At 72.8% G+C, this 26,092-nt stretch carries 22 protein-coding genes and 1 pseudogene; 5 read left to right on the forward strand and 18 right to left on the reverse strand.

The window, feature by feature from the left end; genetic code table 11:
• Window positions 1–144 precede the first annotated feature (144 nt).
• The 8 genes and pseudogenes from ACFVYF_RS22595 to infC form a co-directional block, all read right to left on the reverse strand.
• Window positions 145–1,077, reverse strand: a pseudogene (locus tag ACFVYF_RS22595) (PP2C family protein-serine/threonine phosphatase); the annotation flags it as partial.
• 375 nt (window positions 1,078–1,452) lie between these two features.
• Entirely contained in the window at window positions 1,453–3,957 is a 2,505-nt protein-coding gene (gene pheT, locus ACFVYF_RS22600) for a phenylalanine--tRNA ligase subunit beta (protein ID WP_389457874.1), read from the reverse strand.
• On the reverse strand, window positions 3,957–5,084 hold the full coding sequence (pheS, locus tag ACFVYF_RS22605; RefSeq protein ID WP_389457876.1) for a phenylalanine--tRNA ligase subunit alpha: 1,128 nt from the start codon (window positions 5,082–5,084) through the stop codon (window positions 3,957–3,959). The genes pheT and pheS overlap by 1 nt, the downstream gene beginning before the upstream one ends.
• 179 nt (window positions 5,085–5,263) lie before the next feature.
• On the reverse strand, window positions 5,264–6,412 hold the full coding sequence (locus tag ACFVYF_RS22610; RefSeq protein WP_389457878.1) for an ATP-binding protein: 1,149 nt from the start codon (window positions 6,410–6,412) through the stop codon (window positions 5,264–5,266).
• A gap of 53 nt (window positions 6,413–6,465) precedes the next feature.
• On the reverse strand, window positions 6,466–7,326 hold the full coding sequence (locus tag ACFVYF_RS22615) for a TrmH family RNA methyltransferase (RefSeq protein ID WP_389457880.1): 861 nt from the start codon (window positions 7,324–7,326) through the stop codon (window positions 6,466–6,468).
• 180 nt (window positions 7,327–7,506) lie between these two features.
• Window positions 7,507–7,890: a 50S ribosomal protein L20 gene (rplT, locus tag ACFVYF_RS22620; RefSeq protein WP_266504458.1), complete on the reverse strand. Its 384-nt coding sequence runs from the start codon at window positions 7,888–7,890 to the stop codon at window positions 7,507–7,509.
• Window positions 7,891–7,985: 95 nt separating this feature from the next.
• Window positions 7,986–8,180 carry a 50S ribosomal protein L35 gene (rpmI, locus tag ACFVYF_RS22625; protein WP_003947156.1) on the reverse strand — a complete coding sequence of 65 codons (195 nt, stop codon included), beginning with the start codon at window positions 8,178–8,180 and terminating at the stop codon, window positions 7,986–7,988.
• Between the two features lie 152 nt (window positions 8,181–8,332).
• Window positions 8,333–9,037 carry a translation initiation factor IF-3 gene (gene infC, locus ACFVYF_RS22630; protein WP_389457882.1) on the reverse strand — a complete coding sequence of 235 codons (705 nt, stop codon included), beginning with the start codon at window positions 9,035–9,037 and terminating at the stop codon, window positions 8,333–8,335.
• 404 nt (window positions 9,038–9,441) lie between these two features.
• Between infC and ACFVYF_RS22635 the strand changes: the two genes are divergently transcribed.
• Entirely contained in the window at window positions 9,442–9,798 is a 357-nt protein-coding gene (locus ACFVYF_RS22635; RefSeq protein WP_389457884.1) for a DUF1844 domain-containing protein, read from the forward strand.
• Window positions 9,799–9,823: 25 nt separating this feature from the next.
• Here ACFVYF_RS22635 and ACFVYF_RS22640 read toward each other — a convergent pair whose 3' ends face one another.
• Complete coding sequence (locus ACFVYF_RS22640) at window positions 9,824–10,558, reverse strand: SseB family protein (protein ID WP_389457886.1); 735 nt, start codon at window positions 10,556–10,558, stop codon at window positions 9,824–9,826.
• Between the two features lie 150 nt (window positions 10,559–10,708).
• On the opposite strand from ACFVYF_RS22640, the gene ACFVYF_RS22645 reads away from it, so the two are divergent.
• Window positions 10,709–11,674, forward strand: coding sequence for a hypothetical protein (locus ACFVYF_RS22645; RefSeq protein WP_389457887.1), 966 nt, complete (start codon window positions 10,709–10,711; stop codon window positions 11,672–11,674).
• A gap of 86 nt (window positions 11,675–11,760) precedes the next feature.
• Here ACFVYF_RS22645 and mycP read toward each other — a convergent pair whose 3' ends face one another.
• Both mycP and ACFVYF_RS22655 read right to left on the reverse strand, forming a co-directional pair.
• A complete protein-coding gene (gene mycP / locus ACFVYF_RS22650) occupies window positions 11,761–12,963 on the reverse strand; it encodes a type VII secretion-associated serine protease mycosin (protein WP_389457889.1) in 1,203 nt (400 codons plus the stop codon).
• A gap of 131 nt (window positions 12,964–13,094) precedes the next feature.
• On the reverse strand, window positions 13,095–14,882 hold the full coding sequence (locus ACFVYF_RS22655; protein WP_389457891.1) for a hypothetical protein: 1,788 nt from the start codon (window positions 14,880–14,882) through the stop codon (window positions 13,095–13,097).
• Window positions 14,883–15,160: 278 nt separating this feature from the next.
• On the opposite strand from ACFVYF_RS22655, the gene ACFVYF_RS22660 reads away from it, so the two are divergent.
• On the forward strand, window positions 15,161–16,363 hold the full coding sequence (locus ACFVYF_RS22660) for an amino acid deaminase/aldolase (protein ID WP_389457893.1): 1,203 nt from the start codon (window positions 15,161–15,163) through the stop codon (window positions 16,361–16,363).
• 32 nt (window positions 16,364–16,395) lie between these two features.
• On the opposite strand, the gene ACFVYF_RS22665 is transcribed toward ACFVYF_RS22660, so the two are convergent.
• From ACFVYF_RS22665 to ACFVYF_RS22685, 5 genes are all read right to left on the reverse strand, one after another.
• Complete coding sequence (locus ACFVYF_RS22665; RefSeq protein WP_389457895.1) at window positions 16,396–17,316, reverse strand: DUF2510 domain-containing protein; 921 nt, start codon at window positions 17,314–17,316, stop codon at window positions 16,396–16,398.
• 98 nt (window positions 17,317–17,414) lie between these two features.
• Window positions 17,415–18,701 carry a haloacid dehalogenase-like hydrolase gene (locus ACFVYF_RS22670; protein ID WP_389457897.1) on the reverse strand — a complete coding sequence of 429 codons (1,287 nt, stop codon included), beginning with the start codon at window positions 18,699–18,701 and terminating at the stop codon, window positions 17,415–17,417.
• Between the two features lie 33 nt (window positions 18,702–18,734).
• Entirely contained in the window at window positions 18,735–19,517 is a 783-nt protein-coding gene (locus ACFVYF_RS22675) for a 3-oxoacyl-ACP reductase (RefSeq protein ID WP_389457898.1), read from the reverse strand.
• On the reverse strand, window positions 19,514–20,995 hold the full coding sequence (locus ACFVYF_RS22680) for an aldehyde dehydrogenase family protein (protein ID WP_389458045.1): 1,482 nt from the start codon (window positions 20,993–20,995) through the stop codon (window positions 19,514–19,516). The genes ACFVYF_RS22675 and ACFVYF_RS22680 overlap by 4 nt, the downstream gene beginning before the upstream one ends.
• Window positions 20,962–22,326: a glutamine synthetase family protein gene (locus ACFVYF_RS22685; RefSeq protein WP_389457900.1), complete on the reverse strand. Its 1,365-nt coding sequence runs from the start codon at window positions 22,324–22,326 to the stop codon at window positions 20,962–20,964. The genes ACFVYF_RS22680 and ACFVYF_RS22685 overlap by 34 nt, the downstream gene beginning before the upstream one ends.
• A gap of 77 nt (window positions 22,327–22,403) precedes the next feature.
• Between ACFVYF_RS22685 and ACFVYF_RS22690 the strand changes: the two genes are divergently transcribed.
• Together ACFVYF_RS22690 and ACFVYF_RS22695 are read left to right on the forward strand one after the other, a co-directional pair.
• Complete coding sequence (locus tag ACFVYF_RS22690; RefSeq protein WP_389457902.1) at window positions 22,404–23,150, forward strand: FadR/GntR family transcriptional regulator; 747 nt, start codon at window positions 22,404–22,406, stop codon at window positions 23,148–23,150.
• Window positions 23,151–23,228: 78 nt separating this feature from the next.
• Window positions 23,229–23,909: a gamma-glutamyl-gamma-aminobutyrate hydrolase family protein gene (locus ACFVYF_RS22695; RefSeq protein WP_389457904.1), complete on the forward strand. Its 681-nt coding sequence runs from the start codon at window positions 23,229–23,231 to the stop codon at window positions 23,907–23,909.
• On the opposite strand, the gene ACFVYF_RS22700 is transcribed toward ACFVYF_RS22695, so the two are convergent.
• Window positions 23,878–24,840 (reverse strand): aminoglycoside phosphotransferase family protein, encoded by a 963-nt coding sequence (locus tag ACFVYF_RS22700; protein ID WP_389457906.1) that lies wholly within the window; start codon window positions 24,838–24,840, stop codon window positions 23,878–23,880. The two genes, ACFVYF_RS22695 and ACFVYF_RS22700, sit on opposite strands and share 32 nt — an antisense overlap.
• A 312-nt stretch (window positions 24,841–25,152) precedes the next feature.
• Window positions 25,153–26,091, reverse strand: coding sequence for a LysR family transcriptional regulator (locus ACFVYF_RS22705; RefSeq protein WP_389457908.1), 939 nt, complete (start codon window positions 26,089–26,091; stop codon window positions 25,153–25,155).
• Between the last annotated feature and the right edge of the window lies 1 nt (window position 26,092).

Raw genomic sequence — 26,092 nt, forward strand, 5'->3', positions numbered from 1 at the left:
CCCGGCGGGCGCGCCGGCCCCCGCCGTCGCCGCCGTCCCCGCGGGCGCGGCGGTCCCCGCGGTACACACCCGGGGGGGGGGGGGGGGCGGCCCGGCCCCCCCCCCCCCCCCCCCCCCCGCGACGGAACCGCACGGGCCACTGTCCCGCGCGGCCGAAGGGACGGGTGTCCTGCGGTCGTTGCGCAGCACGAGCAAGGCGATGTCGTCCGCGGGCGCGCCCCGGGTGTGGCGCAGCAGCGCGGCGAAGACGGACCTCAGAACGGCCTGGGGCAGGACCACCGGATGCTCACGGAGGGCCTCGGTCAGCGCCGCGGGCAGCGGAAAGAACCGGCCACGGCCGTCCCGTGCGTCCTCGGCACCGTCCGTGTACAGGAACAGCGCCTCGCCGGGCAGCAGACGGCCCCCGCTGGTGGTGCGCAGCTCGGCCGGCAGCGGGAAGGGGCCGAGCGGAGGGAGGGGTTCGGCGCGGGAGAGCGGTTCGACCCGGGAGCCGCTGAGCAGATACGGCCACGGATGCCCGCAGTTGAGAGCGCGCACCGCACCGTCCCGGCCGATCTCCAGCAGCAGTACGGTGACGAACTCCTCGGCGACGGCGCTGTCCGGGTTCAGTCCCGCCGAGGGATGCTCGGCCCGGGCCCGCTCGCGCAGATGCCGGCCCAGCGCACGCTCAAGTCTCCTGAGAACACAGCCGAGTTCGGGCTCGTCATGCGCGGCCTCGCGAAAGCTGCCGAGGACGGCGGCGACGGTCCCGAGGGCACCGAGGCCGTGGCCACGGACATCCCCCATCACGACCCGCACGCCGTGTTCGGTGGCGATCACCTCGTACAGATCTCCGCCGACCAGGGCGCCCCGTTCGGCGGAGAGCTGCGCGGCGGCGATGTTCAGCCCGTCGATCCGCGGCGGCAGCGGCCGCAGCAGCACGTTCTGGGCGGCGCCCGCGACCTTGCGCATCTGCCGCAGCTCGCGCGCCAGCGTCCTTCTGACGTGGAGCAGCAGCCCTGACCCCACCGCGAAGAAGACGGCGCTGGTGACGATCCGGGCACCGAGCCCGTTCTGCTGCGCGAGCGGACAGGCCATCTTGTACGTGACAGCGGTCGCGCCCCAGACGGCGGGCAGCCCTGTCGCGAGCGCCCGCCGGAAACGCCGGGGGTCCTTGCGTCGGCCGCGGGGGATCCCCCGGGCCACGACGGCCCCGATCCTCCCGCGGGGATGTGCTCGGGGCCACGCCCTGCAGGGAACCCCAGCCTTGATACGGATCATGCCGATGGCCCCCCATTAGGCCCTGACTTCGCAGAACTGCCGCCCGGAGCACCGTCTCGTACCCCCTGGGCCGGTCCGATTCTGTCGACCGCATGCCCCGAACGGGCCAGATCGCCCGGACTTGTCACCCGAACGAGTGAGGGGCCCCTTCGGTCTCCGAAGGGGCCCCTCACCTGGGTTTCCGCGGGTGCGCTACGCCCCGCGCAACACCGCTCCGGTGCGCTCGGCCGCCAGCGCGACGGCCGCGTCGCGGGCCGCGGAGGCCTCGTCGACGGTCAGGGTGCGGTCAAGAGCGCGGAAGCGCAGCGCGTAGGCCAGCGACTTGCTGCCCTCGCCGAGCTGCTCGCTCTCGTAGACGTCGAACAGCCGGATGGACTCCAGGAGTTCACCCGCGCCGGCACGCAGCGCCGCCTCGACGTCCGCGTGCGGCACGGACTTGTCGACGACCAGCGCGACGTCCTGGGTGGCGACCGGGAAGGTCGAGATGTGCGGGCCCTTGGGGACGCCGGCACTCGCCTGCTCCAGCGCGTCCAGGTCCAGCTCCATCGCGCAGGTCCGCGCGGGCAGACCCAGGGTCTTCAGGACACCGGGGTGCAGCTCACCGGCGTACCCGATGACCTGCTCCGCACCGTCGACGACGACGGCCAGTTCGGCGCAGCGACCCGGGTGCCACGGCCCGTACTGGCCGCCGCGGACGAGGAGTTCGGTCCCCGCCTCGCGGGCCAGGGCGCGCGCGGCCTCGATGGCGTCGGCCCAGTCCGCGGGCCGGCCCTTGCCCCACCAGCCGGCCTGCTCGCGGGCGCCCGCGAGGACGACGGCGGCGTGCCGGGGCTGGACGGGGAGGGCCTCGGTGAGGGAGGCGACCTCCGCCTCGGTCGGGCGCCGGTCGACGGGGAGCCGTACGGCGACCTTCAGCTCCTCGCGCGGGTGGAAGACCAGCCCGGTCTCGAAGAGCGCCAGGTCGTGGCTGCCGCGCCCGTCGTTGCGGCGCAGCGCGCCGAGCAGGCCCGGCAGCAGCGTCGTGCGGAGCGCGGGCTCCTCGTCGGAGAGCGGGTTGACCAGCTTGACGACCCTGCGCTTCGGGTCGTCGGCGGCAAGGCCCAGCTGGTCGAAGACGGGCTCGCCGATGAACGGGTAGTTCGGCGCCTCGACGTATCCGGCACCGGCCAGCGCGCGGCCGATCCTGCGGTGCAGCCGCTGCCGGTCGGTCAGGCCCCGGCCCGCGGGGGGCTTGGGCAGCGTGGAGGGCAGGTTCTCGTAGCCCTCAAGACGGATGACCTCTTCGGCCAGGTCGTTCGGGTCGGTCAGGTCGGGCCGCCAGGACGGGACGGTGACGATCAGCTCGTCCTGCCCGTACACGTCGCAGCCGACCTGCTGGAGACGGCGTACGACGGTCTCGCGGCCGTACTCGACGCCTGCCACCTTGTCCGGGTGGTCGGCCGGGATGGTGATGGTGTGCGGTGCCGAGGGGGCGATCACCTCGGTGACACCCGCCTCCGCCGTGCCACCGGCGAGGAGGACCAGCAGGTCGACCGTGCGCTGGGCCGCGGCGGACGCGGCCTGCGGGTCGACACCGCGCTCGAAGCGCTTGGACGCCTCGGAGGCCAGCTTGTGCCGGCGGGCCGTACGCGCGATGGAGAGCGCGTCGAAGTGGGCGGCCTCGATGACGACCTCGGTGGTGGTGCCCTCGGTGTCGTCGATCTCGGTGTTGGCGCCGCCCATCACGCCCGCGAGGCCGATGGCTCCGCGGTCGTCGGTGATCACCAGGTCCTCGGCGTCCAGCGTGCGCGCGACGCCGTCGAGGGTGGTGAGCTTCTCGCCCTGCTCGGCCCGGCGCACGCCGATCGTGCCCTGGACACGGGAGCGGTCGTAGGCGTGCAGGGGCTGGCCCAGCTCCAGCATCACGTAGTTGGTGATGTCGACGGCCAGCGAGATCGGGCGCATGCCCGCCTTCTGGAGGCGGCGCCGCAGCCAGATCGGGGAGTGCGCCTCGGGGTCGAGGCCGGTCACCGTGCGGGCGGTGAAGCGGTCGCAGCCGTGCGGCTCGGAGACCTGGACCGGGTAGCCGAACGCGTTCGGGGCCGGTACGTCGAGCAGCGCCGGGTCGCGCAGCGGCAGACCGTAGGCGATGGCGGTCTCACGGGCCACACCGCGGATCGACAGGGCGTAGCCGCGGTCGGGCGTGACGGCGATGTCGAGGACCTCGTCGACGAGTTCGAGCAGCTCGATGGCGTCGCTGCCGACCTCGTGCTCCGGCGGCAGCACGATGATGCCGTGCGTACCGTCGTCGCCCATGCCCAGCTCGTCGGCGGAGCAGATCATGCCGTGCGAGGTCTTGCCGTACGTCTTGCGCGCGGCGATCGCGAAGCCGCCGGGCAGGACCGCGCCGGGCAGGACCACGACGACCTTGTCGCCGACCGCGAAGTTGCGGGCGCCGCAGACGATCTCCTGGGGCTCACCGGTGCCGTTGGCCTGGCCGACGTCGACGGTGCAGAAGCGGATCGGCTTCTTGAAGCCCTCCAGCTCCTCGATGGTGAGGACCTTGCCCACCACGAGCGGGCCCTTGAGGCCGTCGCCGAGCTGCTCTACGGTCTCGACCTCGAGGCCGACCGAGATGAGCTGCTCCTGGACGTCACGCCCGGTCTCCGTCGCCGGCAGGTCGACGTACTCCCGCAGCCAAGAAAGCGGGACCCGCATCAGATCTCCATCCCGAACGGCCGGGTGAACCGGACGTCACCCTCGACCATGTCTCGCATGTCTTCGACGTTGTGGCGGAACATCAGCATCCGCTCGATGCCGAACCCGAAGGCGAATCCGCTGTACTTCTCGGGGTCCACGCCGCAGGCCGTGAGCACCCGCGGGTTGACCATGCCGCAGCCGCCGAGCTCGATCCAGCCCTCGGAGGAGCAGGTACGGCAGGGGCGGTCGGGGTTGCCGACGGACTCGCCCTTGCAGACGTAGCAGAGCATGTCCATCTCGGCGGACGGCTCGGTGAAGGGGAAGTAGTTCGGGCGCAGCCGGGTCTTCATCTCCGCACCGAAGAGCGACTGGACCATGTGGTCCAGGGTGCCCTTGAGGTCGGCCATGGTGAGGCCCTCGTCGACGGCCAGCAGCTCGATCTGGTGGAAGACCGGGGTGTGCGTGGCGTCCAGCTCGTCCGTGCGGTACACACGGCCCGGACAGACGATGTAGACCGGGGGCTCGCGGTCGAGCATGGCGCGGGCCTGCACCGGTGAGGTGTGGGTGCGCAGCACGACACCGGACTCGTCGCCCTCGGTGCCCTTCGGGCCCTGGACGAAGAAGGTGTCCTGCATCTGCCGGGCCGGGTGGTCCGGGGTGAAGTTGAGGGCGTCGAAGTTGAACCACTCCGCCTCGGCCTCGGGGCCCTCGGCGATCTCGTACCCCATGGACACGAAGACGTCCGCGACCCGCTCCATGAACGTGGTCAGCGGGTGCCGGGCGCCGGCCGGCACGCGGTCGTACGGCAGCGTGACGTCCACCGCCTCCTCGACCAGCACGCGCGCGTCGCGCTCGGCCTCCAGCTCACCCTGGCGGGCGGCGAGGGCCTTGTTCACGGCGCCGCGGGCCTGGCCGACCAGCTTGCCGGCGGCTGCCTTGGCGTGCGGGGGCAGGGCGCCGATCTCGCGGTTGGCGAGGGCCAGCGGCGAGGTGCCGCCGGTGTGGGCGACCTTGGCCTCCTGGAGCGCGTCGAGGTCACCGGCGGCCGCGAAGGCGGCGAGCGCCTCGTCCCGCATGCGCTCGATCTCTTCCGGTTTCAAGGCCTCGACCTCTACAGGGTCGTACGACTTATTCGGTGCCGACATCTCTTCCCGTGCTTCCGGTTGGCTGGCTGAGGGTCCCCGTCCCGACTCGGGGGACGTGTCGTCCCTGAAACGGGGACGCAAAGGTGCCAAAGGCCGAGTCTAACGGGGTGCGGGCCCGCCTCGGACGCGCAGTCCGAGGGGTGGCTCCTGTGGTGTGCGCCCGTGGGGCCTCTTCGGCGTTACAGCAGGTACGCCGGGGTGCCCACGGGCAACGTAAATCGGAACTCGGCGCCGCCGCCGGGGGCGCGGCCGACCGTGATGCCGCCGCCGTGGGCCTCGACGATGCCCTTGACGATGTAGAGCCCGAGCCCGGTGCCGCCGCGCTTGCTGCCCCGCCAGAAGCGGGTGAAGACGCGGTTCATGGACTCCTCCGGGATGCCGGTGCCCTCGTCGCTCACGGTGACCGACGTGCAGGCGTCCTCCCCTTCGCGCGGGGACGCCGAGGGCGTGACGTCAATGGTGACCGTTCCCTCGCCGTGGCGCACGGCATTTTCGAGGAGGTTGCTGAGCACCTGGTCGACCTTGTCGGGGTCGGCCCACAGCGCGGGCAGTGGCTGCTCGATACGGAGCAGGAAGCGGTCGGCCGGCTGGCCCGCGGCGACGTACGCCTGGATGTGGCGCCCGACGGCGGCGCCGATGTCGACGGGCTGGCGGCGCACTTCCAGGCGCCCGGAGTCGATGCGCGAGATGTCGAGGAGCTCGGCGATCAGCCGCGTGACGCGGTCGGCGTCCGCGTCGACCGTCTCCAGCATCAGCTTCTTCTGGTCGTCGGTGAACCGCTCCCACTTGGCGAGCAGGGTCGCCGTGAAGCCCTTGACGGAGGTGAGCGGGGAGCGCAGTTCGTGGGCGACGATGGCGATCAGCTCGGCGTGGCTGCGCTCGGTGCGCCGGCGGGCCTCGGTGTCGCGCAGCGAGACGACGACGCGGCGGATCGGGCCGGTGGGGCGGACGCGGACGTACCGCGCGGAGACGAGCACCTCCCGCCCCCCGGGGAGCAGCAGATTCCGCTCGGGCTGGCCGACCCGGATCGCGAGCCCGCCGTACGGGTCGGTCAGCTGCCACCAGCGGCGGCCTTCGAGGTCTTCCAGGGGCAGGGCCCACTCCAGCTGACGCCCGAGGGCGTCGGCGGCGGGCACGGCCGTGATCCGGGCGGCCGCGGCGTTGAAGCAGACCACGCGGCCGCGCTCGTCGGCGACGACGAGTCCGTCGGGCAGGTCGTCCGGGTCGATGGCCGGCTCGGCTCCGAGTGTCGCGAGTTCACCGTGCCGGGCCGCGGGCGTGCCGCGTACCTCCCGTGCGCCGAGTGCTCTCCTCGTGCCGACACCCATCCCCGTACCCCACCTCTCGTCTGGCGCAGTGGGCCCCCGAGCCCGTCACCCTACTAGCTCTCGGTGACGGAGCGGCACCCTCCGGAGGCGCGCTGTGCACGGGCGGACGCATAGAGACATACGGCTGCGGCCGTCGCCAGGTTCAGACTCTCGGCCCTTCCGTGGATCGGGACGCGCACGACGGCGTCGGCCAGCGCACGGGTCTCCTCCGGGAGCCCCCAGGCCTCGTTCCCGAACACCCAGGCGGTGGGGCCGCCCATGGTCCCCTGGTCGAGCTCGTCGTCGAGGTCGTCCTCCCCCGCTCCGTCGGCGGCGAGGATCCGCACCCCGGCGTCCTTGAGGCCCTGTACGGCCAGTTCGACGGGCACGCCCACGGCCACGGGCAGGTGGAACAGCGAGCCGACGGACGCCCGTACGGCCTTGGGGTTGTAGAGGTCGACGGAGGCGTCGGTCAGGACGACGGCGTCGGCGCCGGCCGCGTCCGCACACCGCAGCACGGTTCCCGCGTTCCCGGGGTCCCGGACATGCGCGAGTACGGCGACCAGCTTGGGCCGTGCCGCGAGGATCTCCTCGAACGGGGTGTCCAGGAACCGGCAGACCCCGACCAGGCCCTGCGGGGTCACGGTCGTGGAGATGTCGGCGATCACGTCCTCGGCCGCGAGGTGCACGCGCGCGCCCGCGTCCCGGGCCTCGCCCACGATGTCGGCGTACCGCTCGGCGGCCTCCACCGTTGCGAAGAGCTCGACGAGGGTGGCGTCGCCGGTTCCCCGGTGCGCGGCAGCCTCCCGTACGGCCTGCGGCCCCTCGGTGAGGAACAGCCGCTCCTTGCCCCGGAAGTTCCGCCGGGCGAGCCGCCGCGCGGCGGACACGCGGGGCGAGCGGGGGGAGATCAGCTCGGGGGCGGCTGAGGGCATGGGGTCACCTTCGGGAGTGCAGTGGGGGCGGTGGTCCGTCACGCGCGGGAAGAGGCGCCCGCCCGGCCAGGGGCCGAACGCCCGGCCGGGCGCGGGCGCGGAACCGGGCGAACGCACTGGACCCGCAGGCCGTCAGGGCCTGCGGGTCCATGTCACATCCGGCTCAAGCCAGCGCGAGCGTCACGCGGCCTTCGGCGCGTTGACGTCCGAGGGCAGCGCCTTCTGGGCGACCTCGACGAGCGCGGCGAACGCGTTGGCGTCGTTGACGGCCAGCTCCGCGAGGATCTTGCGGTCGACCTCGATGTTCGCCGCGTTCAGACCCTGGATGAAGCGGTTGTAGGTGATGCCGTTGGCGCGGGCAGCGGCGTTGATGCGCTGGATCCACAGCCGACGGAAGTCGCCCTTGCGCTTCTTGCGGTCGTTGTAGTTGTAGACCAGGGAGTGGGTGACCTGCTCCTTGGCCTTGCGGTACAGGCGCGAACGCTGACCGCGGTAGCCGGAGGCCGCCTCGAGGATCGCCCGGCGCTTCTTGTGGGCGTTGACTGCCCGCTTGACGCGTGCCACTTGTTAACTCCTTGTAGCGGGGCCGTGGTGGGACTCACACGACCCGAAATCGATTGGGTCCCGGTCAGAGGTCGGGCGCGAGGGCGCGCCCGACGTCACTTGCCGAGAAGCTTCTTGATCTTCTTGGCGTCGCCCGGGGCCATCTCGGCGTTGCCGGTGAGGCGGCGCGTCAGGCGGGACGACTTGTGCTCGAGCAGGTGGCGCTTGCCGGCGCGCTCACGGAGCACCTTGCCGGAGCCGGTGATCTTGAAGCGCTTGCTGGCACCGCTGTGCGACTTGTTCTTCGGCATAGCGCCGTTCTCTCCTCGTCAGTGGCGTTCCGGTGCCCGGTCGTGAAACCGGGCACGGTGGAACGTCATACGTATCGGTTGACATCCCTGGACTGGTGTCCCGGGACTCCCTGGACTCGCGTCCTGGGCATCCCGGGGCCCTCACCCTGGGATCAGGCCTCGGCGGAAGCCTCGGCCGGCGCCTCGACGGTCTCGACGTCGTCGGCAATGTCCTCGCCGTCGATGTCGCTCTCATGGGCGTTCTGCGACTTGCCGGGGTTGGCCTTCGCTTCGGCCTTGCGGGCCGCCTGGGCCTCACGAGCCTCGGCCATGGCCTCGGTCTTCTTCTTGTGCGGACCGAGAACCATGATCATGTTCCGGCCGTCCTGCTTCGGGTTCGACTCGATGAACCCGAGGTCCTCGACGTCCGTGGCGAGACGCTGCAGCAGTCGGTAGCCGAGCTCCGGCCTGGACTGCTCGCGACCACGGAACATGATCGTGATCTTGACCTTGTCGCCCTGCTTGAGGAACCGCACGACGTGACCCTTTTTGGTGTCGTAGTCGTGCGGGTCGATCTTCGGCCGGAGCTTCATTTCCTTGATGACCGTGTGCGCCTGGTTCTTGCGCGCCTCACGGGCCTTCATGGCCGACTCGTACTTGAACTTCCCGTAGTCCATGAGCTTGCAGACCGGCGGACGCGCGCTCGCGGCCACCTCGACCAGGTCGAGGTCGTACTCCTGAGCAAGCTCCAGGGCCTTGGCAAGCGGGACAATCCCGACCTGCTCGCCGCTGGGACCGACAAGTCGCACTTCGGGGACGCGAATCCGGTCGTTGATGCGGGGCTCGGTGCTGATGGATCCTCCTCGGTAGCACCACACGGCAGTCTGGCGGACGGCCGCGTATGTCTCTGATGACAGTGGGACCAACCGTCTGGGGACATGAAAAATGCCCCGGACGGGACACAGGCGGGGCTCCAAGGACTACCGGAGCACCGCCGCGGTCAACCGCGGGGCGCACTTTCGGGCGACTCCATCGTCCGTACGGAACGATGGTGGCCGCCTGACCGGGGTGACCCGCCGTCCCGGAGGACAGTCAGGTGGGAGATCGGAGCCTCCACTTGTGGGCCGGGCACACCGCACAGCTCATGGCGTGTCCGACCGGTCGTAACACAAGGTTAGCAGCTCGGGCCGGGAAGGCCTAACCGAGGCGGGCCAGGGCCGCCGGGCGGGCCCGGCCGGGGCCGAGTAGGTCCCACGCGCGCGTGGGACCTATCGTGGCAGCCATGAGTGACACCCCTCCCCAGAACCCCGACTTCGACACCATGACCCGCGACATCGCCGAGGTCCCCGCGGTCGAGGTGATCGTGACGGTCGCCGTCAACCTGATGAGCGCCGCCGCGGTGAAGCTCGGTCTGACGGAGGAGGGCGAGGAGCACAAGGACCTGGACGAGGCGCGCAAGCTGGTGCACGCGCTCGCCGGGCTGCTCGACGCCAGCGCCACCGAGATCAGCTCCTTCCACGCGGCACCGCTGCGCGACGGTCTGAAGTCGCTGCAGCTGGCGTTCCGCGAGGCCTCGATCGTCCCGGACGAGCCGGGTCAGGGCCCCGGCGAGAAGTACACGGGTCCGGTCTACGGCTGATGCACACCTCTCGTACGTAGCTGATTCACACGTCTCGTACGTACAGGGGCTCGCCGGGAGGCGTCGCCTCGGCCGGCAGCAGTGCCAGGTCGAGGCCGCGCACCAGGCGGGCCCTCAGTGTTTCGTCGGCGGCCAGCCGCTCGGCGACCGCCCGGGCCGTCTCCGCGGGGGTGGCGGCCGGGCTCAGTACGAGGGCCAGGGTGCCGTCCGCCCGGCCGGGGCCGAGGTGGGCGCTCAGGACGGCGGGCTCGGCGGCGACGGCCGCGCGGACGGCCGCCGTGACGGCCGGGTCGCTCAGCGGATCCGTGCTCGTCCGCCCCTCGGCGAGGGCGAGCAGCGCGGGTCCGGTCAGCTCGTAGGGCACCGGTCCCGCCAGGTCCAGCACGAGCGTGTCCGCCTTCTCGTGCGCGGCGGCCTGCAGGGCCTGGTGCAGCGGTACGGCGACCGGGCGGGCCTCGGGGTCCCAGCGGGCGAGCGACTGGGTGGACGTGAAGGCGGGCAGGGCGGTACGGCCGCCGGCCTTCAGGGTCGGGACCGCCATGTCGCTGGTCTTCTCGTGGCGCAGCCCCCGCTCGTCCACCTCGGCCTCGCCGAGGACGGCCACCACGGGGACCAGCAGCCGGGCCCCCTTGAGCGCCTCCAGGACCGGGGACACCGCGGTGCGGTCCTCGGCCCAGGCCGCGAGCGCCGCGCTGAGCCGGGGATCGGCGGAACCGTCGTCGTCGGGGAAGCCGGAGTCGGGAATGTTCTTGTTCGCCACGGTCACCGACCCTATCGGGGGGATGCTGCTGTGCTTCTGCGGGCCCGGAAACCTGGCGTTCACGCCGCTCACGGGTTTCTCAGCTTTCCCTGACACAGCTCTAACATTCGTCTAACGGCGCGCACAGGCCCGGCACCCAGCATCACGTGCATGGAGTCCGACAGAACCCACCGCCGCCGCGCCCGTGCCCGTTCGTCCCGGCTCCGGCCGCTCCTCTACACGGCCGTGGCCTCCGCCGTGATCGTGGGCGGTACGGCGGCGGGGACCGCGTATGTGAAGGCACAGGCGCACGCCGACGACGGCCCCGTATCGTCGTCGGCGTCGCCTTCCACGTCGGCCTCGGCGAGCGAGGAGAGCTCGGTGGAACCTGTGGTGAGACCGACCGTGGACCGGGACGCGCTGCTGGCCGGGGCGATGGCGTCGGTGACCGTGGAGGACGGCGCCGACGTGGCCGTGTCGGTGTTCGATCCGGACTCCGGCGAGAGCGCCGGGTACGGCGAGGGCACCTTCGACACGGCGAGCATCGTCAAGGTCGACATCCTGGCGACGCTGCTGCTCCAGGCGCAGGACGCGGACCGGCACCTCACGGCACAGGAACGGTCGTACGCCACCGCGATGATCGAGAACAGCGACAACGACTCCGCGACGGCGCTGTGGACCGCGATCGGCGAGGCGGACGGTCTCGACGCCGCGAACAAGCGCTTCGGGCTGACCGGCACGGCCGGCGGGGACGGCGCGCTGTGGGGGCTGACGCAGACCACGGCGGCCGATCAGCTCACCCTGCTGCGGCAGGTGTTCGGGGACGACTCGAAGCTGAGCGCGGCCTCGCGGACGTATCTGCAGGGGCTGATGAGCCGGATAGTCGAGGACCAGCACTGGGGTGTCTCGGCGGCGGCCACGGACTCCGGCACCGGCTGGGCCCTGAAGAACGGCTGGCTGGCACGGAGTTCGACCGGGCTGTGGGACATCAACAGCATCGGGCGCGTCACCGTCGACGGCCACGACTACCTGGTGGCGGCGCTGTCCCACGGCAACACGACCAAGGCGAAGGGGATTTCGCTGGTGGAGTCGGCGGCCGAGGCGGCGGTTTCGGCGTTCTCGACTTCGGGCGACTAAGGCGTACGCCCGTACAGGAGCGCCGCGTGCGCCCGTACTGGAGCGCCACCTGCGCCCGTTACGGCCGGCGCGCGGCGCGCCGGAGGTCAGAGGCTGTAGCGGCGTGATCCCGCGCGGCCGCGCCACAGGGCGATCGCCGCGGCCAGCAGCACCACTCCGAGGCCCCCGGCGACCGGGCCGATCCAGCCGGACGTGCCGTCGTCGTCCTTGGCCGCGTCGGGCCCCGAGCCGAAGTAGCGCCGGTCGTAGGCCGCGGAGTGCAGCCCCTGCGGCTTGAGCCGGCCGCCCTCCTCGATGGCCGCTGCGGGGTCGATGAAGCCGAAGCCCCGGGAGTCGTCGCGGCCGCCGCTGGGTGCGTTGCGGGCCGTGTCCTCGAGGAGTTGCTTGATCTGCGCGGGGGCCAGGTCCGGGTGGGCGGCCCTGATCAGGGCGACGGCTCCGGAGACGAAGGCGGAGGCCGCGCTGGTGCCCCAGCCCTGGTAGTACTTGTCGTCCGGGTCGGCGATGACGACGTCGACGCCGGGGGCGCTGACGGTGGCGTACCAGCGGCGGGTGGAGAACGAGGCGCGGGTGCCGTACCGGTCGACGGCGGTCGCGGCGATCACGCCCGGATACGCGGCCGGGTACGAGATGTGGTCGCCCTTCTCCCCGCCGTTGCCGGCCGAGGCGACCACGACGGCGCCCTTCTTGAGGGCGTACTGGACCGCTTCGTCCTCGGTGGGCTCGGGGTGGGCGGACTTGGAGTCGTCGCCGAGGGAGAGGTTGATGACGTCGGCGCCCTGGTCGGCGGCCCAGCGGATGCCCTCGGCGAGGGCGTTGCCCCGGGTGTTGCGGGCCTTGCTGCGGGCCGAGTCGCCGTCTTCGAGGATGACGCGGACGGGAAGGATCTTCGCCTCGGGCGCGATGCCCAGCACGCCGTCGGCATCACCCGCGCCGTGTCCGTGACCGGCGATGATGCCCGCCATCGCGGTCCCGTGCCGCGCCCAGGCGCGGTCGCCGCGGGTTGCCCCGAAGCCGACCATGTCCTTGCCGGTCAGGACGTTGCCCGCCAGGTCCGGGTGTTCGTCGTCGACGCCGGTGTCGAGGACTGCGACGGTGATGCCCGCGCCCTTGGTGGTGCGCCAGGCCTGCTCGGTGTGCATCGCGTCGAGGGCCCATTGCTGGGCGCGTATGCCGTCGGCGTGCGCGGTGGTCGCGGGCAGAAGCGCGAGGGAGCCGGCCAGGAGGAGGGTGAGGAACCGCCCCGACCGGCGGACCACGCCCGGGTGCCCAACGGGCTTGCGGGCCACGCCACTTGACGCAGTGGACGCCTCACTTGACGTACCGGACACGGCACTTGGCGTACAGGACGCCTCACTTGACGTACCGGACGCGCCACTTGACGTACCGGCCGCACCGTTCGTGCCTCGGCGTTCGCGGGTCATGACGGCTTCTCCGTGGCCGAGGTGACGGTCTTGCGCAGGCTCCGCTCGATGCGGTCGGCGAGGCCCTGGGCCTCGTGTCCGAGGCCGGCCTGGGCGACGGACGAAGTGGCGCCGGACTTCACGGCGTCCGCGGCGGGTTCGGGCGTCGTGACGGACCGGCCGTCGGCGAAGCCGGACACTGCGTAGACGACGACGGGGGCATCGGTGAGGACCGACACCGTCCAGGAGGCGCGCTGGGCGTCGCCGAAGCCGGCGGCGACGGTGCCCTTCGCGGCGTACCCGCGGGGCATCAGGTCCGTGCGCCGGTCCAGGCCGTCCTTCTGGAAACGGGTCTTCAGCGAGGTCATCGCCGCCGCGTCCGCCTTGGTGAACAGCAGCCCGACGGTGGTGACATGGCTGCGGGTCGCGTCCGTGTAGGTGGCCCGCAGGAGCCGCAGACAGCCGACCGGGGCGAGGGCCTTGCGCAGCAGCGGGTCGAAGGCGGCCGTGCAGCCGCTGTCGGAGGCGACGGCGATCCGCGTCCAGGTGCGGTCGGCGCCACCGGGTCCCGCGCCCTCTCCGTTCACCGTGGGCGGGAAGAGCTGGTCGACGGGGACGCTGTGCCACAGGTTTCCCGACGCCGCGAAGGCACCGGCCGCGCCCGCGGCGCTCGCACTGTCCCCGGTCAGCCAACTTCCGGTCGCCGCACCGCCGATCAGCCCGAGCCCGAGGACGACGCAGACGGTGGCCGCGACGATCCGCGGGCGGGTCCGGCCGCCCGGCGGGCGGGCGGTGTCGTCGTAGATCCCGGGGTTCTCGGGCTGCCCGAACGACACGAAAGGACGCCCCTCGGTGGTGGTTCCCGACGGAGATACGGCGTCGGCCGGACGTCGCGCCGAGGGGACTTCCGGGGACGGGGCCGCCCCCGCTCCGGACTCCTCGTCGCGGATCGGGCGCAGCCGCGTGGTGGTCTCGCTGAAGGACTCCGCGGGTACGCCGGTGGGTTGCGGGGGCGCGGCGGGGCGCGCCTGCCTGGCGAAGGACTCGGCGGGTACGCCGGTGGGACGCGGCGGCGCGGCGGGGCGCGCCTGCCTGGCGAAGGACTCCGCGGGTCCGTCGGTGCGGCGCGGCGGCGCGGAGGGGCGTGTCGGTGTGCTGTTGCGCCCGAAGTCGCGGCGGCCGGCGTCCGTGGTCTGCTGGGCCGTGCCCGAGGGCGGCGTGTCCGGGAACCGCGCCGAGGCGGGTGGCGGTGGCGGGGTGGTGCCGCGGTCCGGGTGCAGCGGCAGCTTCGGCCGCTCGTCGGTGCGGCGCGGACCCGCGGCGGACGCCGGCGCCGGGCGGCGGAAGAAACCGCCGGTCTCCGGACCTCCCTCGCCCCCCGGGGGCCGGCTCCCGGTGGCGCCCGTCGCCGGCGGGGTGCCCGGTCGGGGCGGAGTCGACGCGGCCCCCCGCGAGGACGGCGCCGGCGGACGCTGCTCAGGCGCCCGCTGAGAAGACCTCGGCGCGGTGGATGGAGCGTACGGAGGCCTCGCTGGGGCGTTTCCGGTGGCGGACGCCGGCGGCGGTGCGAGCCCCGGACGGCGCGGCACGTCCGGGCGGGACGCCGGCAGCGGCGGGGCGGACGGCTCGCGCGAGGAGCGCTGACCGGCCGGCGGCGCCGGGGTGTCGTTCGGCTGGGTGCCGGGCGGCGGGTTGCCGGGCGGCTGGGTGTCGTCCGCCGTGAAGTCCTCACCCGGGGGTACCGGCGGGCGGGGCGGAGACGACGGACGTGGAGGAATGCCGGCGCGGCGCGCTTCCGTGCCCATGGCTCCCCCCGTTCCCTCGTACCGGGCCAACGGCCCGCCTCGGAGATCGTGCGGGTCGCTTCACACGTGCGGGAAGGAACCCGGCCGACACGGGCACGCATACCCGTCCCGACGCGCCGCCACCCCGGCCGTGACCGGCCCGGGCAAGGGCGTTCCTCCCTGCGTGCGCGTCACTCTACGGGTTGACACGCGCCGGACGGGAACCAGTCCACGGGCCCGGGGCATCTGCCCGGAACGTCCCCCTACCCTGCGGTAATCCTGTCTGGCAGGCTTCCTCCATGACCGTCCGCGCCGCAGACCGGGCCCGCTACGACCGGGCCACCGCTCACCTCGACGCCCCCGTCGCGATCGTGGACCTGGAGGCCTTCGACGCGAACGCCGACGATCTCGTGCGCAGGGCCGCGGGGAAGCCGATCCGGGTCGCCAGCAAATCCGTACGCTGCCGGGCCCTGCTTGAACGGGTCCTGGGCCGGGACGGCTTCGCCGGCATCATGTCCTTCACGCTGGCCGAGTCGATCTGGCTCGCCCGCTCCGGCTTCGACGACGTCCTGCTCGCCTATCCCTCGGCCGACCGCAAGGCCTTCGCCGAGCTGACCGGCGACCCCAAGCTCGCGGCCGCGGTCACCGTCATGGTCGACGACCCCGCCCAGCTCGCGCTGATCGACGCGGCCCGGCAGGGCGGGACCGAAGTCGTCCGGGTGTGCCTGGAGTTGGACACGTCCTTCCGGCTGCTCGGCGGGCGCGTCCGGGTCGGGGCCCGCCGCTCGCCGCTGTACTCGGCGGCCCAGGTCGCCGAGCTGGCCCGCACGGTGACACGTCGGCCCGGCTTCCGGCTCGTCGGGATCATGGCGTACGAGGGGCACATCGCCGGTGTGGGCGACTCCCTCGCCGGCCGGCCCGTGCGTTCGCGTGCCATCCGGCTGATGCAGGCCGCGGCCCGCAAGGAGCTCGCCGAGCGGCGGGCCGACGTGGTGGGCGCGGTGCGGGCCGTCGCGCCCGGCCTGGAGTTCGTCAACGGCGGCGGCACGGGCAGCGTGCAGCACACGGCGGCCGAGGACGCGGTTACCGAGATCGCCGCCGGGTCGGGGCTCTATGTGCCGCGGCTCTTCGACAACTACACGTCGTTCGACGGGCGTCCGGCCGCCCTGTTCGCCCAGCCGGTGGTCCGGCGGCCCGGGGTCGGAGTGGTGACGGTGCTCGGCGGCGGTTATCCGGCGTCGGGTGCCGCGGGCCCCGACCGGCTCCCCGTGCCGTATCTCCCGGAGGGGCTGAAGTACGACCCCCAGGAGGGTCCCGGCGAGGTGCAGACGCCGCTGCTCGGCGCTCCCGCCGACGATCTGCTGATCGGCGACAAGGTGTGGTTCCGGCACGCCAAGGCGGGCGAACTGTGCGAGCGGTTCGAGGAACTGCACCTGGTGGAGGGCGACTCCGTGACGGCGACCGTGCCGACGTACCGCGGGGAGGGCCGGACCTTCCTCTGAGCGGCCGTCCCGGATCAACGGCCGCCGGGTGCCTACTGGCCGGGGCCGATGCTGCTGCCCACTCCCCCGCCCGTGGCCGCGTCGTCCACCGGCCGGATCCCCTTGGTGATCCGGTCCATGTCGGAGAGCGACGGCCCGTCCGCACCGGCGTCGAAGGCGAAGCGCACCATGACCAGCGACTGGGAGCCGGTGCTGGCGGGGAAGGCCAGCGACTCGACGTAACCGCCGGGCCCGACCCCGGTCCTGACGCGCCAGCGCACGAAGTACCCGGCCCGGCCCCCGACGGCGACCGAGCCGGACTTCACGACCTCGTGGGACGTGATGCCGCGATAAGGGCGGTTGTCGAGGACGTCACGGTCGTACACGCTGTCCGCGGCGGCCTTGATGTCCTTCTGCGCGAGGGCCTTGGGCGACTTCTCGTCGTTCGACGTGACCGTGCTGGAGAAGACCCTGCCGTGACGGCACAGGCCGGGGTCACCGGGGCAGTCGTAGGTGCCGGGCGTGACCATCAGGAGGTCGTCCTCGGCGAGCCGGTCGGCTCTGGTCCAGCCGTCGGGCAGGGGCAGGGTGATGCCGTTGAGTTCGTCCACGACGACGGAGGGGTCGTCGGCGGACGGTTCGGACGCGGAGGCCGTGGGCGAGGGCGACCGGGTCCCGCTCGCCGACGGGGTGGCGGAGGCCGCCTTGGCCGCCGCGTCGCTCCCGCCGTCGCCCTGGCCGAGGACGACGACGGCTCCGGTGACGATCGCGGCGACCAGGACGACCGCGGCCACGGTGAGGGTGACGGCCTTGGCGCGGCGCGAGCCGCTCCCGGCCGGCTGCGGCTGCGCCACGGCCGGTGCGGGCGCCTCCGGCTGACGCCGGTGCTCGGTCCACGCGGTGCCGTCCCACCAGCGCTCGACGAGCGGATAGGACGGATCGCGGTACCAGCCGGGCGGGGGCGTCATGCTCATCCCGGCACTCTAGGACGTGCCCGCGAGCCCCGTACACGCGGCCGGGCGAGCGGTGTTCAACGGGCGGGGTCCGCTGGGCGGTCTTCGACGGGCGGCGCTCAGTGGACGGTGTCCTGCTGGTCGGGCACCACCGAACCGTCGGCCCGCCGGACCGGCCCCTTGCCGCCGTCCGGCTCGTTGTAGGCGGTCGTCGAGCACGGGTAGGGGTCCGTCTTCCGCGGGAGCGGTTCGATGAACATCGGGTTGATCACCCAGCGGCCGTCGGCGTCGTCGTACGCCCGGCACATGACCTCGCTCTTGTTCCGGTTGAGGACGAGGTGCGCGCCGGTGGCGTCGCCGACGAAGGTCACGTCGGTGTCGGCGTCGCCGCCCGCGATCGCCGTCCGGTGGCGCCGGTCCTGCTTCTGCCAGGCCGCGGCGCCCTCGACGCCGTAGATCTCCTGGTTGATCCAGCAGCGCTTGCCGTCGATGTACGGGATGGCCTCGCCCTGGCTCACCGGTACGTCGCCGCAGCCCTGGTTCCAGGTGGTGATCCGGCCGTGCCGGTCCAGGACCGAGCGGATCGCGATCGTGTGCGCCGCGTCGATGCCGACGCCGCGCGACCAGACCTCGGTGACGGGTTCGGAGCCCGCCGAGACGATGTAGACGTCGAATCCGGCCCGTTGCAGCGTGCGGATCAGATCGCGCTGCTGGTCGTAGTAGCGGACGTACCCGGGGACGGTGTGGGTGCCGAGGGTCCGGGTCGAGCCGACGGGGGCCGCGAGCGCCTCCTCGCGCGCCTTCTTCGTGTACGAGGTCAGCTCGGCGACCGTGTGCCCGGCGAACAGCTGGGGCACCCAGGCGTACTGCGGGACGGTGCGCCGGTGGTTCCAGTCACCGGCGAAGGCGGCGGCGCCGCTCATCGTCGTCCCGTCCTCGCGGATCTCGAAGATCTCGTCGGTGCAGCGGGTGTTCGTGGCGGTCGGCAGGGGCGCTCCCACCGGTACGTCGGTGCCGCAGGCCGCGGTGAGGGCGGTGTCCGCCGCGTCCGTGAGCCACTTGCTGGTGTCCTGCCAGCTCGCCGGTCGAAGGATCTTGTCGTGCCGCAGGGCCCAGGAGATGGTGGCGTCGGTGACGTCGTTCTTGGTGACCGTGTTGTCCCAGTCGAAGGCGGCCACCGGGCGGCTGCCTCCGTGCCCGCCGCAGCTGCCCCGCTCGTCGATGACCTGCTGGAGGTGGGCGCGGTTGTCGCCGTACCAATGTCCGGACAGGCGCGGGCAGTTCGAAGACACGGCCGAAGAAGCGGTCGAAGACGCGGCCGAAGACGCGGCGGCCGGAGCTGTCGGCGCGGCCGCCAGGGCGGCGGCCGCGACCGTGGTCCACGCGAGGACTGATCGGAATCGCATGGAACGTGCATACACCTGATCGACCGCCAGGACCTACTGGGGCGTGACGTACGCGCCCGAGATTCCGCCGTCCACCAGGAAGTCGGTGGCGTTCACGAAGGACGCGTCGTCACTGGCCAGGAAGGCGACCGCGGCCGCGATCTCGTCGGCCTCGGCGAACCGGCCGACCGGGATGTGCACGAGCCGGCGCGCGGCCCGCTCCGGGTCCTTGGCGAACAGCTCCTGGAGGAGCGGGGTGTTCACCGGCCCCGGGCACAGCGCGTTGACCCGGATCCCCTCGCGGGCGAACTGCACGCCCAGCTCGCGCGTCATGGCGAGCACCCCGCCCTTGGAGGCGGTGTACGAGATCTGGGAGGTCGCCGCGCCCATCCGGGCCACGAAGGACGCCGTGTTGATGATGGAACCCCTGCCCTGCTGCCGCATGTAGGGGATGGCCGCCTTGCAGCAGAGGAAGACGGAGGTGAGGTTGACCTCCTGGACCCGCTTCCAGGCCTCGAGGCCGGTCTCCAGGATGGAGTCGTCGTCGGGCGGCGAGATGCCGGCGTTGTTGAAGGCGATGTCGACCGATCCGTAGGTCTCGTACGCGGTCCTGAAGAGCGCGTCGACCTCCTCGGGGTCGGTGACGTCGACCTTGACGAAGATCCCGCCGACTTCTTCGGCGGCCGCCTTGCCGCGGGTCTCGTCGACATCGCCGACGACGACGTGGGCGCCCTCGGAGGCGAGCCGGCGTGCGGTGGCGAGGCCGATGCCGCTGCCGGCACCGGTGATGACGGCGGTACGGCCGACGAGGCGACGGCAGATGTTGTCCTCGGTCACTGTGCGGGGCCCTCCGTGCTGATGAAGACGTTCTTGGTTTCGGTGAAGGCGGCAAGCGCGTCCGGGCCGAGTTCACGGCCGATCCCCGACTGTTTGAAGCCGCCGAAGGGGGTCCAGTAGCGGACGCTGGAGTGGGAGTTGACGGACAGGTTCCCGGCGCGGACGGCCTGGGAGACGCGCAGCGCCCGGCCGACGTCCCGTGTCCAGATGGAGCCGGCGAGGCCGTAGTCGGTCGCGTTGGCGAGCCGGACGGCGTCGGCCTCGTCCTCGAAGGGGAGGACGACGGCGACCGGTCCGAAGACCTCCTCGACGGCCACGCGCGCGCCGGGCGCGACGCCGGTGAGCACGGTCGGCGGGAACCAGAAGCCGGGGCCTTCGGGGGCCTTGCCGCGGATGCCCTCGATGTCATCGGTGACGTACGACCGTACGCGCTCCAGCTGCACCCGGGAGATCAGCGGGCCCATGCCGGTCCGCTCGTCGGCGGGGTCGCCGACGACCACGGACTCGAGGGCCGGGGCGAGGAGTTCGAGGAACCGGTCGTGGACCGAGCGCTGGACGAGGATGCGGGTGCGGGCGCAGCAGTCCTGGCCGGAGTTGTCGAGGAAGGACATCGGGGCGGCCGCGGCGGCGGCCTCGATGTCGGCGTCGGCGAAGATGATGTTCGGGCTCTTGCCGCCGAGTTCGAGCGTGACGCGCTTGAGCAGGGCCGAGCCCTTGGCCAACACCTGTTTACCCACGGCCGTTGACCCGGTGAACACGATCTTCGCGACCCCGGGGTGTTCGACCAGCGCGTTGCCGGCGACGGCGCCGGCCCCCGGGAGCACCTGGAAGAGGTGCTCGGGCAGGCCTGCCTCCAGGGCGAGTTCGGCCAGGCGCAGCGCTGTCAGGGGGGTCGTCTCGGCCGGCTTGAGGATCACCGCGTTGCCGGCGGCGAGGGCAGGGGCGGTGCCCCAGGCCGCGATGGGCAGGGGGAAGTTCCAGGGCGCGATGACGCCGACCACGCCGAGCGGTTCGAGGATCGTGACGTCGAGACCGCCCGGGACCGGGATCTGGCGGCCGGTCAGCCGTTCCACTCCGCCGGCCGCGTAGTCCAGCAGGTCCCGGACGTTGCCCGCCTCCCAGCGGGCGTTGCCGATGACGTGCCCGGCCTCGCGGACCTCCAGCCGGGCCAGTTCCTCGACGTGCGCGTCCACGGTCGCCGCGAAGCGGCGCAGCAGCCGGGCCCGCTCGCCCGGCGCGAGCGCGGCCCAGCCGGCCTGGGCCTTCGTGGCCCGTACGACGGCCGCGTCGACGTCCCGCGGGGTGGCGGCCGGGACGGTGGCGATGACCTCCTCGGTCGCGGGATTGAGAACCTGGAGCGCGTGCTCGCCGGCATCGCGGCCGGCGGACGGGCCGGCGTGCTGGGCAGCGGACTGGTCGGCGGACTGGTCGGACAAGAAATGCCTCACAAGCGTTCGAAGGAGCGGCGCAGCTCCCAGTCGGTCACCGCGGCGTCGAAGGCGGCCAGCTCCACGCGGGCCATGTTGCGGTAGTGCGCGACGACCTCGTCACCGAAGGCGGCCCGGGCGATCGGGCTGTTCTCCCAGAGCTCGGCGGCCTCGCGCAGGGTGGTGGGAACGTGCGCGTACTCGGCGGCGTACGCGTTGCCCGCGCAGGCCTCGGGCAGTTCCAGCTTCTGCTCGATGCCGTACAGGCCGGCCGCGACGAGGCCGGCGACGGCCAGGTGCGGGTTGACGTCTCCGCCGGGCAGCCGGTTCTCGAAGCGCATCGAGCGGCCGTGGCCGACGACGCGCAGGGAACAGGTGCGGTTGTCGTAGCCCCACGCGACGGCGGTCGGCGCGAAGGAACCGGGCTGGAACCGCTTGTACGAGTTGATGTTCGGGGCGTACAGCAGCGAGAAGTCCCGGAGCGCGGCCAGCTGGCCGGCGAGGAAGTACCGCATGACCTCCGACATACCGCCGGGCCCGTCACCCGCCATCGCGTTGGTGCCGTCCTGGTCGGCGAGCGAGAGGTGGATGTGACAGGAGTTGCCCTCGCGCTCGTTGTACTTCGCCATGAAGGTGAGCGAGACGCCTTCCTGGGAGGCGATCTCCTTGGCGCCGGTCTTGTAGACGGTGTGCTGGTCGCAGGTGACCAGGGCCTCGTCGTACTTGAAGGCGATCTCGTGCTGGCCCGGGTTGCACTCGCCCTTGGCGGACTCGACGGTCAGGCCGGCCGTCTGCATCTCGTTGCGGATCCGGCGCAGCAGGGGCTCGATCCGGCCGGTGCCGAGGACCGAGTAGTCGATGTTGTACTGGTTGGCGGGCGTCAGGCCCCGGTAGTGCGCGTCCCAGGCCTGCTCGTAGGTGTCCTTGAAGACGATGAACTCGAGCTCGGTGCCGACCTGGGCGGTGTAGCCGAGTTCCGCGAGCCGGTCGAGCTGCTTGCGCAGGATCTGCCGGGGTGCGGCCACCACGGGCGAGCCGTCGTTCCAGACGAGGTCGGCGATGAGCAGGGCGGTGCCCTCGTTCCACGGCACGCGCCGCAGGGTGGCGAGATCCGGGCGCATGGCGAAGTCGCCGTAGCCCCGGTCCCAGGAGGACATGTCGTACCCCTCGACGGTGTTCATCTCGGTGTCGACGGCGAGGAGGTAGTTGCACCCCTCCGTGCCGTGCTCCAGGACGTCGTCGAGGAAGAAACGGGCGGCGAACCGCTTGCCCTGGAGCCGCCCCTGCATATCGGGGAAGGCCAGGACTACCGTGTCGATCTCTCCGCTCGCTACGAGGGCACGGAGCTCCTCGACGCTGAGCGGGGGTGTGCGGTCTGCCACGGGAAGTGCCTCCTTGGGTCAGCCGAGAGCCATAAGGTATTGCGGAGAACCATTGCTTGGGAAGGGGGAACGGCCAGATGTCGCAGACGGATCCTGACGGTGGCCCGGACGGTCTCGTGGACCGGCTGACACCGGTGCTGCGGCCGGTGCGGGCGGGCAACGGCTTCGAGGAGGCGCTGGAACAGATCCTCCAGGTCGTCCGGCTCGGGCTGGTGCCGGGCGGGGAGCGGCTGCCCGCGGAGCGCGAGCTGGCCGAGCGGCTGGGGATCAGCCGGGTGACCCTGCGCGAGGTGCTGAAGGTGCTCCAGGACGAGGGGCTCGTCGAGTCGCGGCGGGGCCGGTACGGCGGCACCTTCGTGCGGCCGCGGACCGACGCGCGGGGCGAGGACGAGCTGCGCCGCCGGGTCGCGGCGGTCGACATCGAGGACGTGCTGCGCTTCCGTGAGGTGCTGGAGGTCGGAGCGGCCGGTCTCTGCGCGGCGCACGGGCTGTCCGCGCAGCAGGCGGCGCGGCTGCGCGACGCGCTGGCCCGCACGCATGACGCCCCGCTGGCGGAGTACCGGCGACTGGACACCCTCCTGCACCTCACCCTCGCCGAGCTGTGCGGCTCCCCCTCGCTCACGGCCCAGTACGCGGCCGTACGCGCGAACCTCAACGACCTGCTCGACTGCATCCCCCTGCTGGTGCGGAACCTGGAGCATTCGCAGCGTCAGCACATCGCGCTGGTCGAGGCGGTGCTCGACGGGGACGCGGACGGCGCGCGGGAGATGATGCGCGAACACTGCGGGGGGACGGCGGCGTTGCTGCGGGGTTTCCTGGCCTGAGCGCGGGCGGGGACTTGATTCCTCCCGCCCGGCCAGCAAAGGTATGAACGTGTTCCATTGAATCCCAGGGAGTGCAGTGTGGGCAGGCCGCTGATCGGTGTGAGTACGTATCTGGAGCCCGGGGTGCGCTGGGGCGTCTGGGAGCTGGACGCGACGCTGCTGCCGGCCGGCTATCCGCGGCTCGTGCAGCGGGCGGGCGGACTCGCCGCCCTGCTGCCGCCGGACGATCCGGCGCATGCCGCTCAGGCCGTCGCCCGCGTCGACGGGCTGGTCGTCGCGGGCGGCCCGGACGTCGAGCCCGCGCGGTACGGCGCCGAGCGCTCCCCGCGCACCGGCCCGCCGGCTCCGGAGCGGGACGCCTGGGAACTCGCCCTGATCGAGGCGGCGCTGGCGTCCGGCACACCCCTCCTCGGCATCTGCCGCGGCATGCAGCTCCTGAACGTCGCCCTCGGCGGGACCCTCGTGCAGCACCTCGACGGCCACCTGAAGGACGTCGGCGTCTTCGGACAGCACGATGTGACGCCCGTGCCCGGGACCCGGTACGCGGGGGCCGTCCCGGAGACCACCACCGTGCCCGCGTACCACCACCAGGCGGTGGAGCGGCTCGGCGAGGGCCTGCTGGCCTCCGCCCACACCACGGACGGCACGGTGGAGGCGATCGAACTCCCCCGCCCCGCCTGGGCGTTGGGCGTGCAGTGGCACCCCGAGATGGGTGACGACCCGCGCGTCATGCGGGCCCTGGTCGAAGCCGCTTCCTGAGCCACTCCAGGGCCGCGTCCCCCTGGGCCCGCTGGAAGGGGCGCAGGGTCGGCAGCCCCGGAGGCGCCGGCTGACGGGACTGGCGCACGAAGTAGCCCGCCACGGCGGCCAGCGTGGCCGTGACGCCGTCCGGGTCGGCCGCCCGGCCCAACGGGTGGGCGGCGAACAGCTCTTGTGGATCCGGGCCGCCCTGGGCTCGCACGCACGGGAGCATGGCCAGCAGGTCGAACCAGGGCGCGGCCCGCACGGCGTGCGGCCAGTCCACGAAGACGACCCGGCCGGCGGCCGTGAGCAGGATGTTGTCCGCGCGCAGATCGCCGTGCGCGAGGGTGTCACCGCTCGCGAAACGGGCCCAGGGAGAGGCGAGTTCGGCCAGCTCGCGCAGATGGCTCCGCGTCCATGCGTCGAGGCCCTCGCCGGTGTCGCCCGCGTCGGTCATGCGCCGCCAGCCGCCGAAGGCGTCCGCGCTGCTCTCCGCGATCGGCGGAGCGTCGACCGGGGACGGGGTGAGCGCCCGGCCCAGCTCGGCGACCGCGTCGAGCACCCGGGTCAACTCGTCGTCCCGCCAGGGAACATGGGGCTGGTGACCCTCGACGTCCTCGAAGACGAGGGCGACCCAGGTGCCGTCGTCGTAGGAACCGAGCAGCCGGGGCGCGGGGACCTCCGCAGGGAGCGCGGCGGCGTGGCGGGCCTCGGCGCGGTGCATGGCCGGGCTGTCCGGGTTCGTCTCGGCGCTCACCGCCTTGACGAAGGCGCGACGCCCGGCGGCCGTGGTGACGCGGGCGGCCACGCCGGGCGAGAAGCCGCCGGTCTGGGTGACCGCCACCGTCACCGGCGCCCCGAGCAGCTCCGCGACGACATCCTTGACCGCCCCCGGAAGGGCTTCCCAGGCGGTACGGACACCAGCGGCGGGCGGGGCGGGGAGGCGCATGGCCGCATCTTGCGGGGCGCCGGGCGGACCGCGCCACGCATTTTCGCGGGCGGCACGTGCGGTGCCCGCAACCGCCCGTACCGCCGGAACGCGGTGCGCGGCACCTGAAGCCGCCCGTACCGCCGGAACCCAGTGCGCGGCACGTGTAGCCGCCCGCATCGCAGGAACCCAGTGCGCGGCACCTGTAGCCGCCCGTACCGCAGGAACCCAGTGCGCGGCACCTGAAGCCGCCCGTACCGCCGGAACGCGGCACCTACCGCCGCCCGTACGGGACGCGCCAGGCCCCACGCAGAGCGCCCTCGGCCGATCCCGTCACGCCCGGCTTCGCGTGAGAGTCAGCAGGTCGCGGGCCGGCCCCGTCGGGCGGTGGCCCGTCGGCCAGACCGCGCGGAGGGCCCGGTGGAGGCGTACGCCGGCGAGGGGGATGCTCACCAGGCGGTGGGAGGAGAGTTCCTCGCGCAGGGCCAGTTCGCTCAGCACGGCCGGGCCCGCGCCGCTGACCGCCGCGGCCTTGACCGCCGTCGTCGAGGAGAGCTCCAGGAGCGGCAGAGCCAGCCCGCCGAGCGCGGTGTCGAGGACCTGGCGGGTGCCCGAGCCCTTCTCGCGCAGGATGAGGGCCGTCGCGGCCAGCTCGTCCGCCGCGAGCGGGGAGCGCCGGCGGGCCCACGGGTGCGTCGGGGCCACCACCACGATCAGGTCGTCGTGGGCGATGACGGCCGAATCCAGTCCCGTCGGCACCGACAGCCCCTCGACGAAGCCCAGATCCGCCTCGCCCGTCAGCAACTGCTCGGCGACCACCGTCGAGTTGCCCGCGAGCAACGACACCGCCGTACCGGGCCGCTGCGCGTGCAGGGCGATCAGCCAGCCGGGCAGCAGGTACTCGGCGATCGTCATGCTCGCCGCCACCCGCAGCCGGGAGTCACGGCGGTCGCGCAGCGCCCGTGCCCCCACGTCGAAGGCCTCCGCCGCCTCGACGACCCGCCGCGCCCATTCGGTGACCAGCGCACCGGCGTCGGTGAGGCGCGAGCCGCTCGGCGAGCGGTCGACCAGGGCCACGCCCAGCTGCCGCTCCATGGAACGGATCCGGCTGCTGGCCGCGGGCTGCGTGATCCCGAGCTCGCGCGCGGCCCGCCCGAGGCTCCCCAGCCGGGCCACGGCCAGCAGCAACTCCAGCGCGCCCAGATCCGGGACGCGACGCGCGATCCCGGCCGGCTCCCCCGCGCCGCCCACCGCCTCCGCCTGCTCAGCCATG

It is taken from the genome of Streptomyces sp. NPDC058274 (assembly GCF_042881375.1).
In the GTDB taxonomy this organism is placed as follows: Bacteria; Actinomycetota; Actinomycetes; order Streptomycetales; family Streptomycetaceae; genus Streptomyces.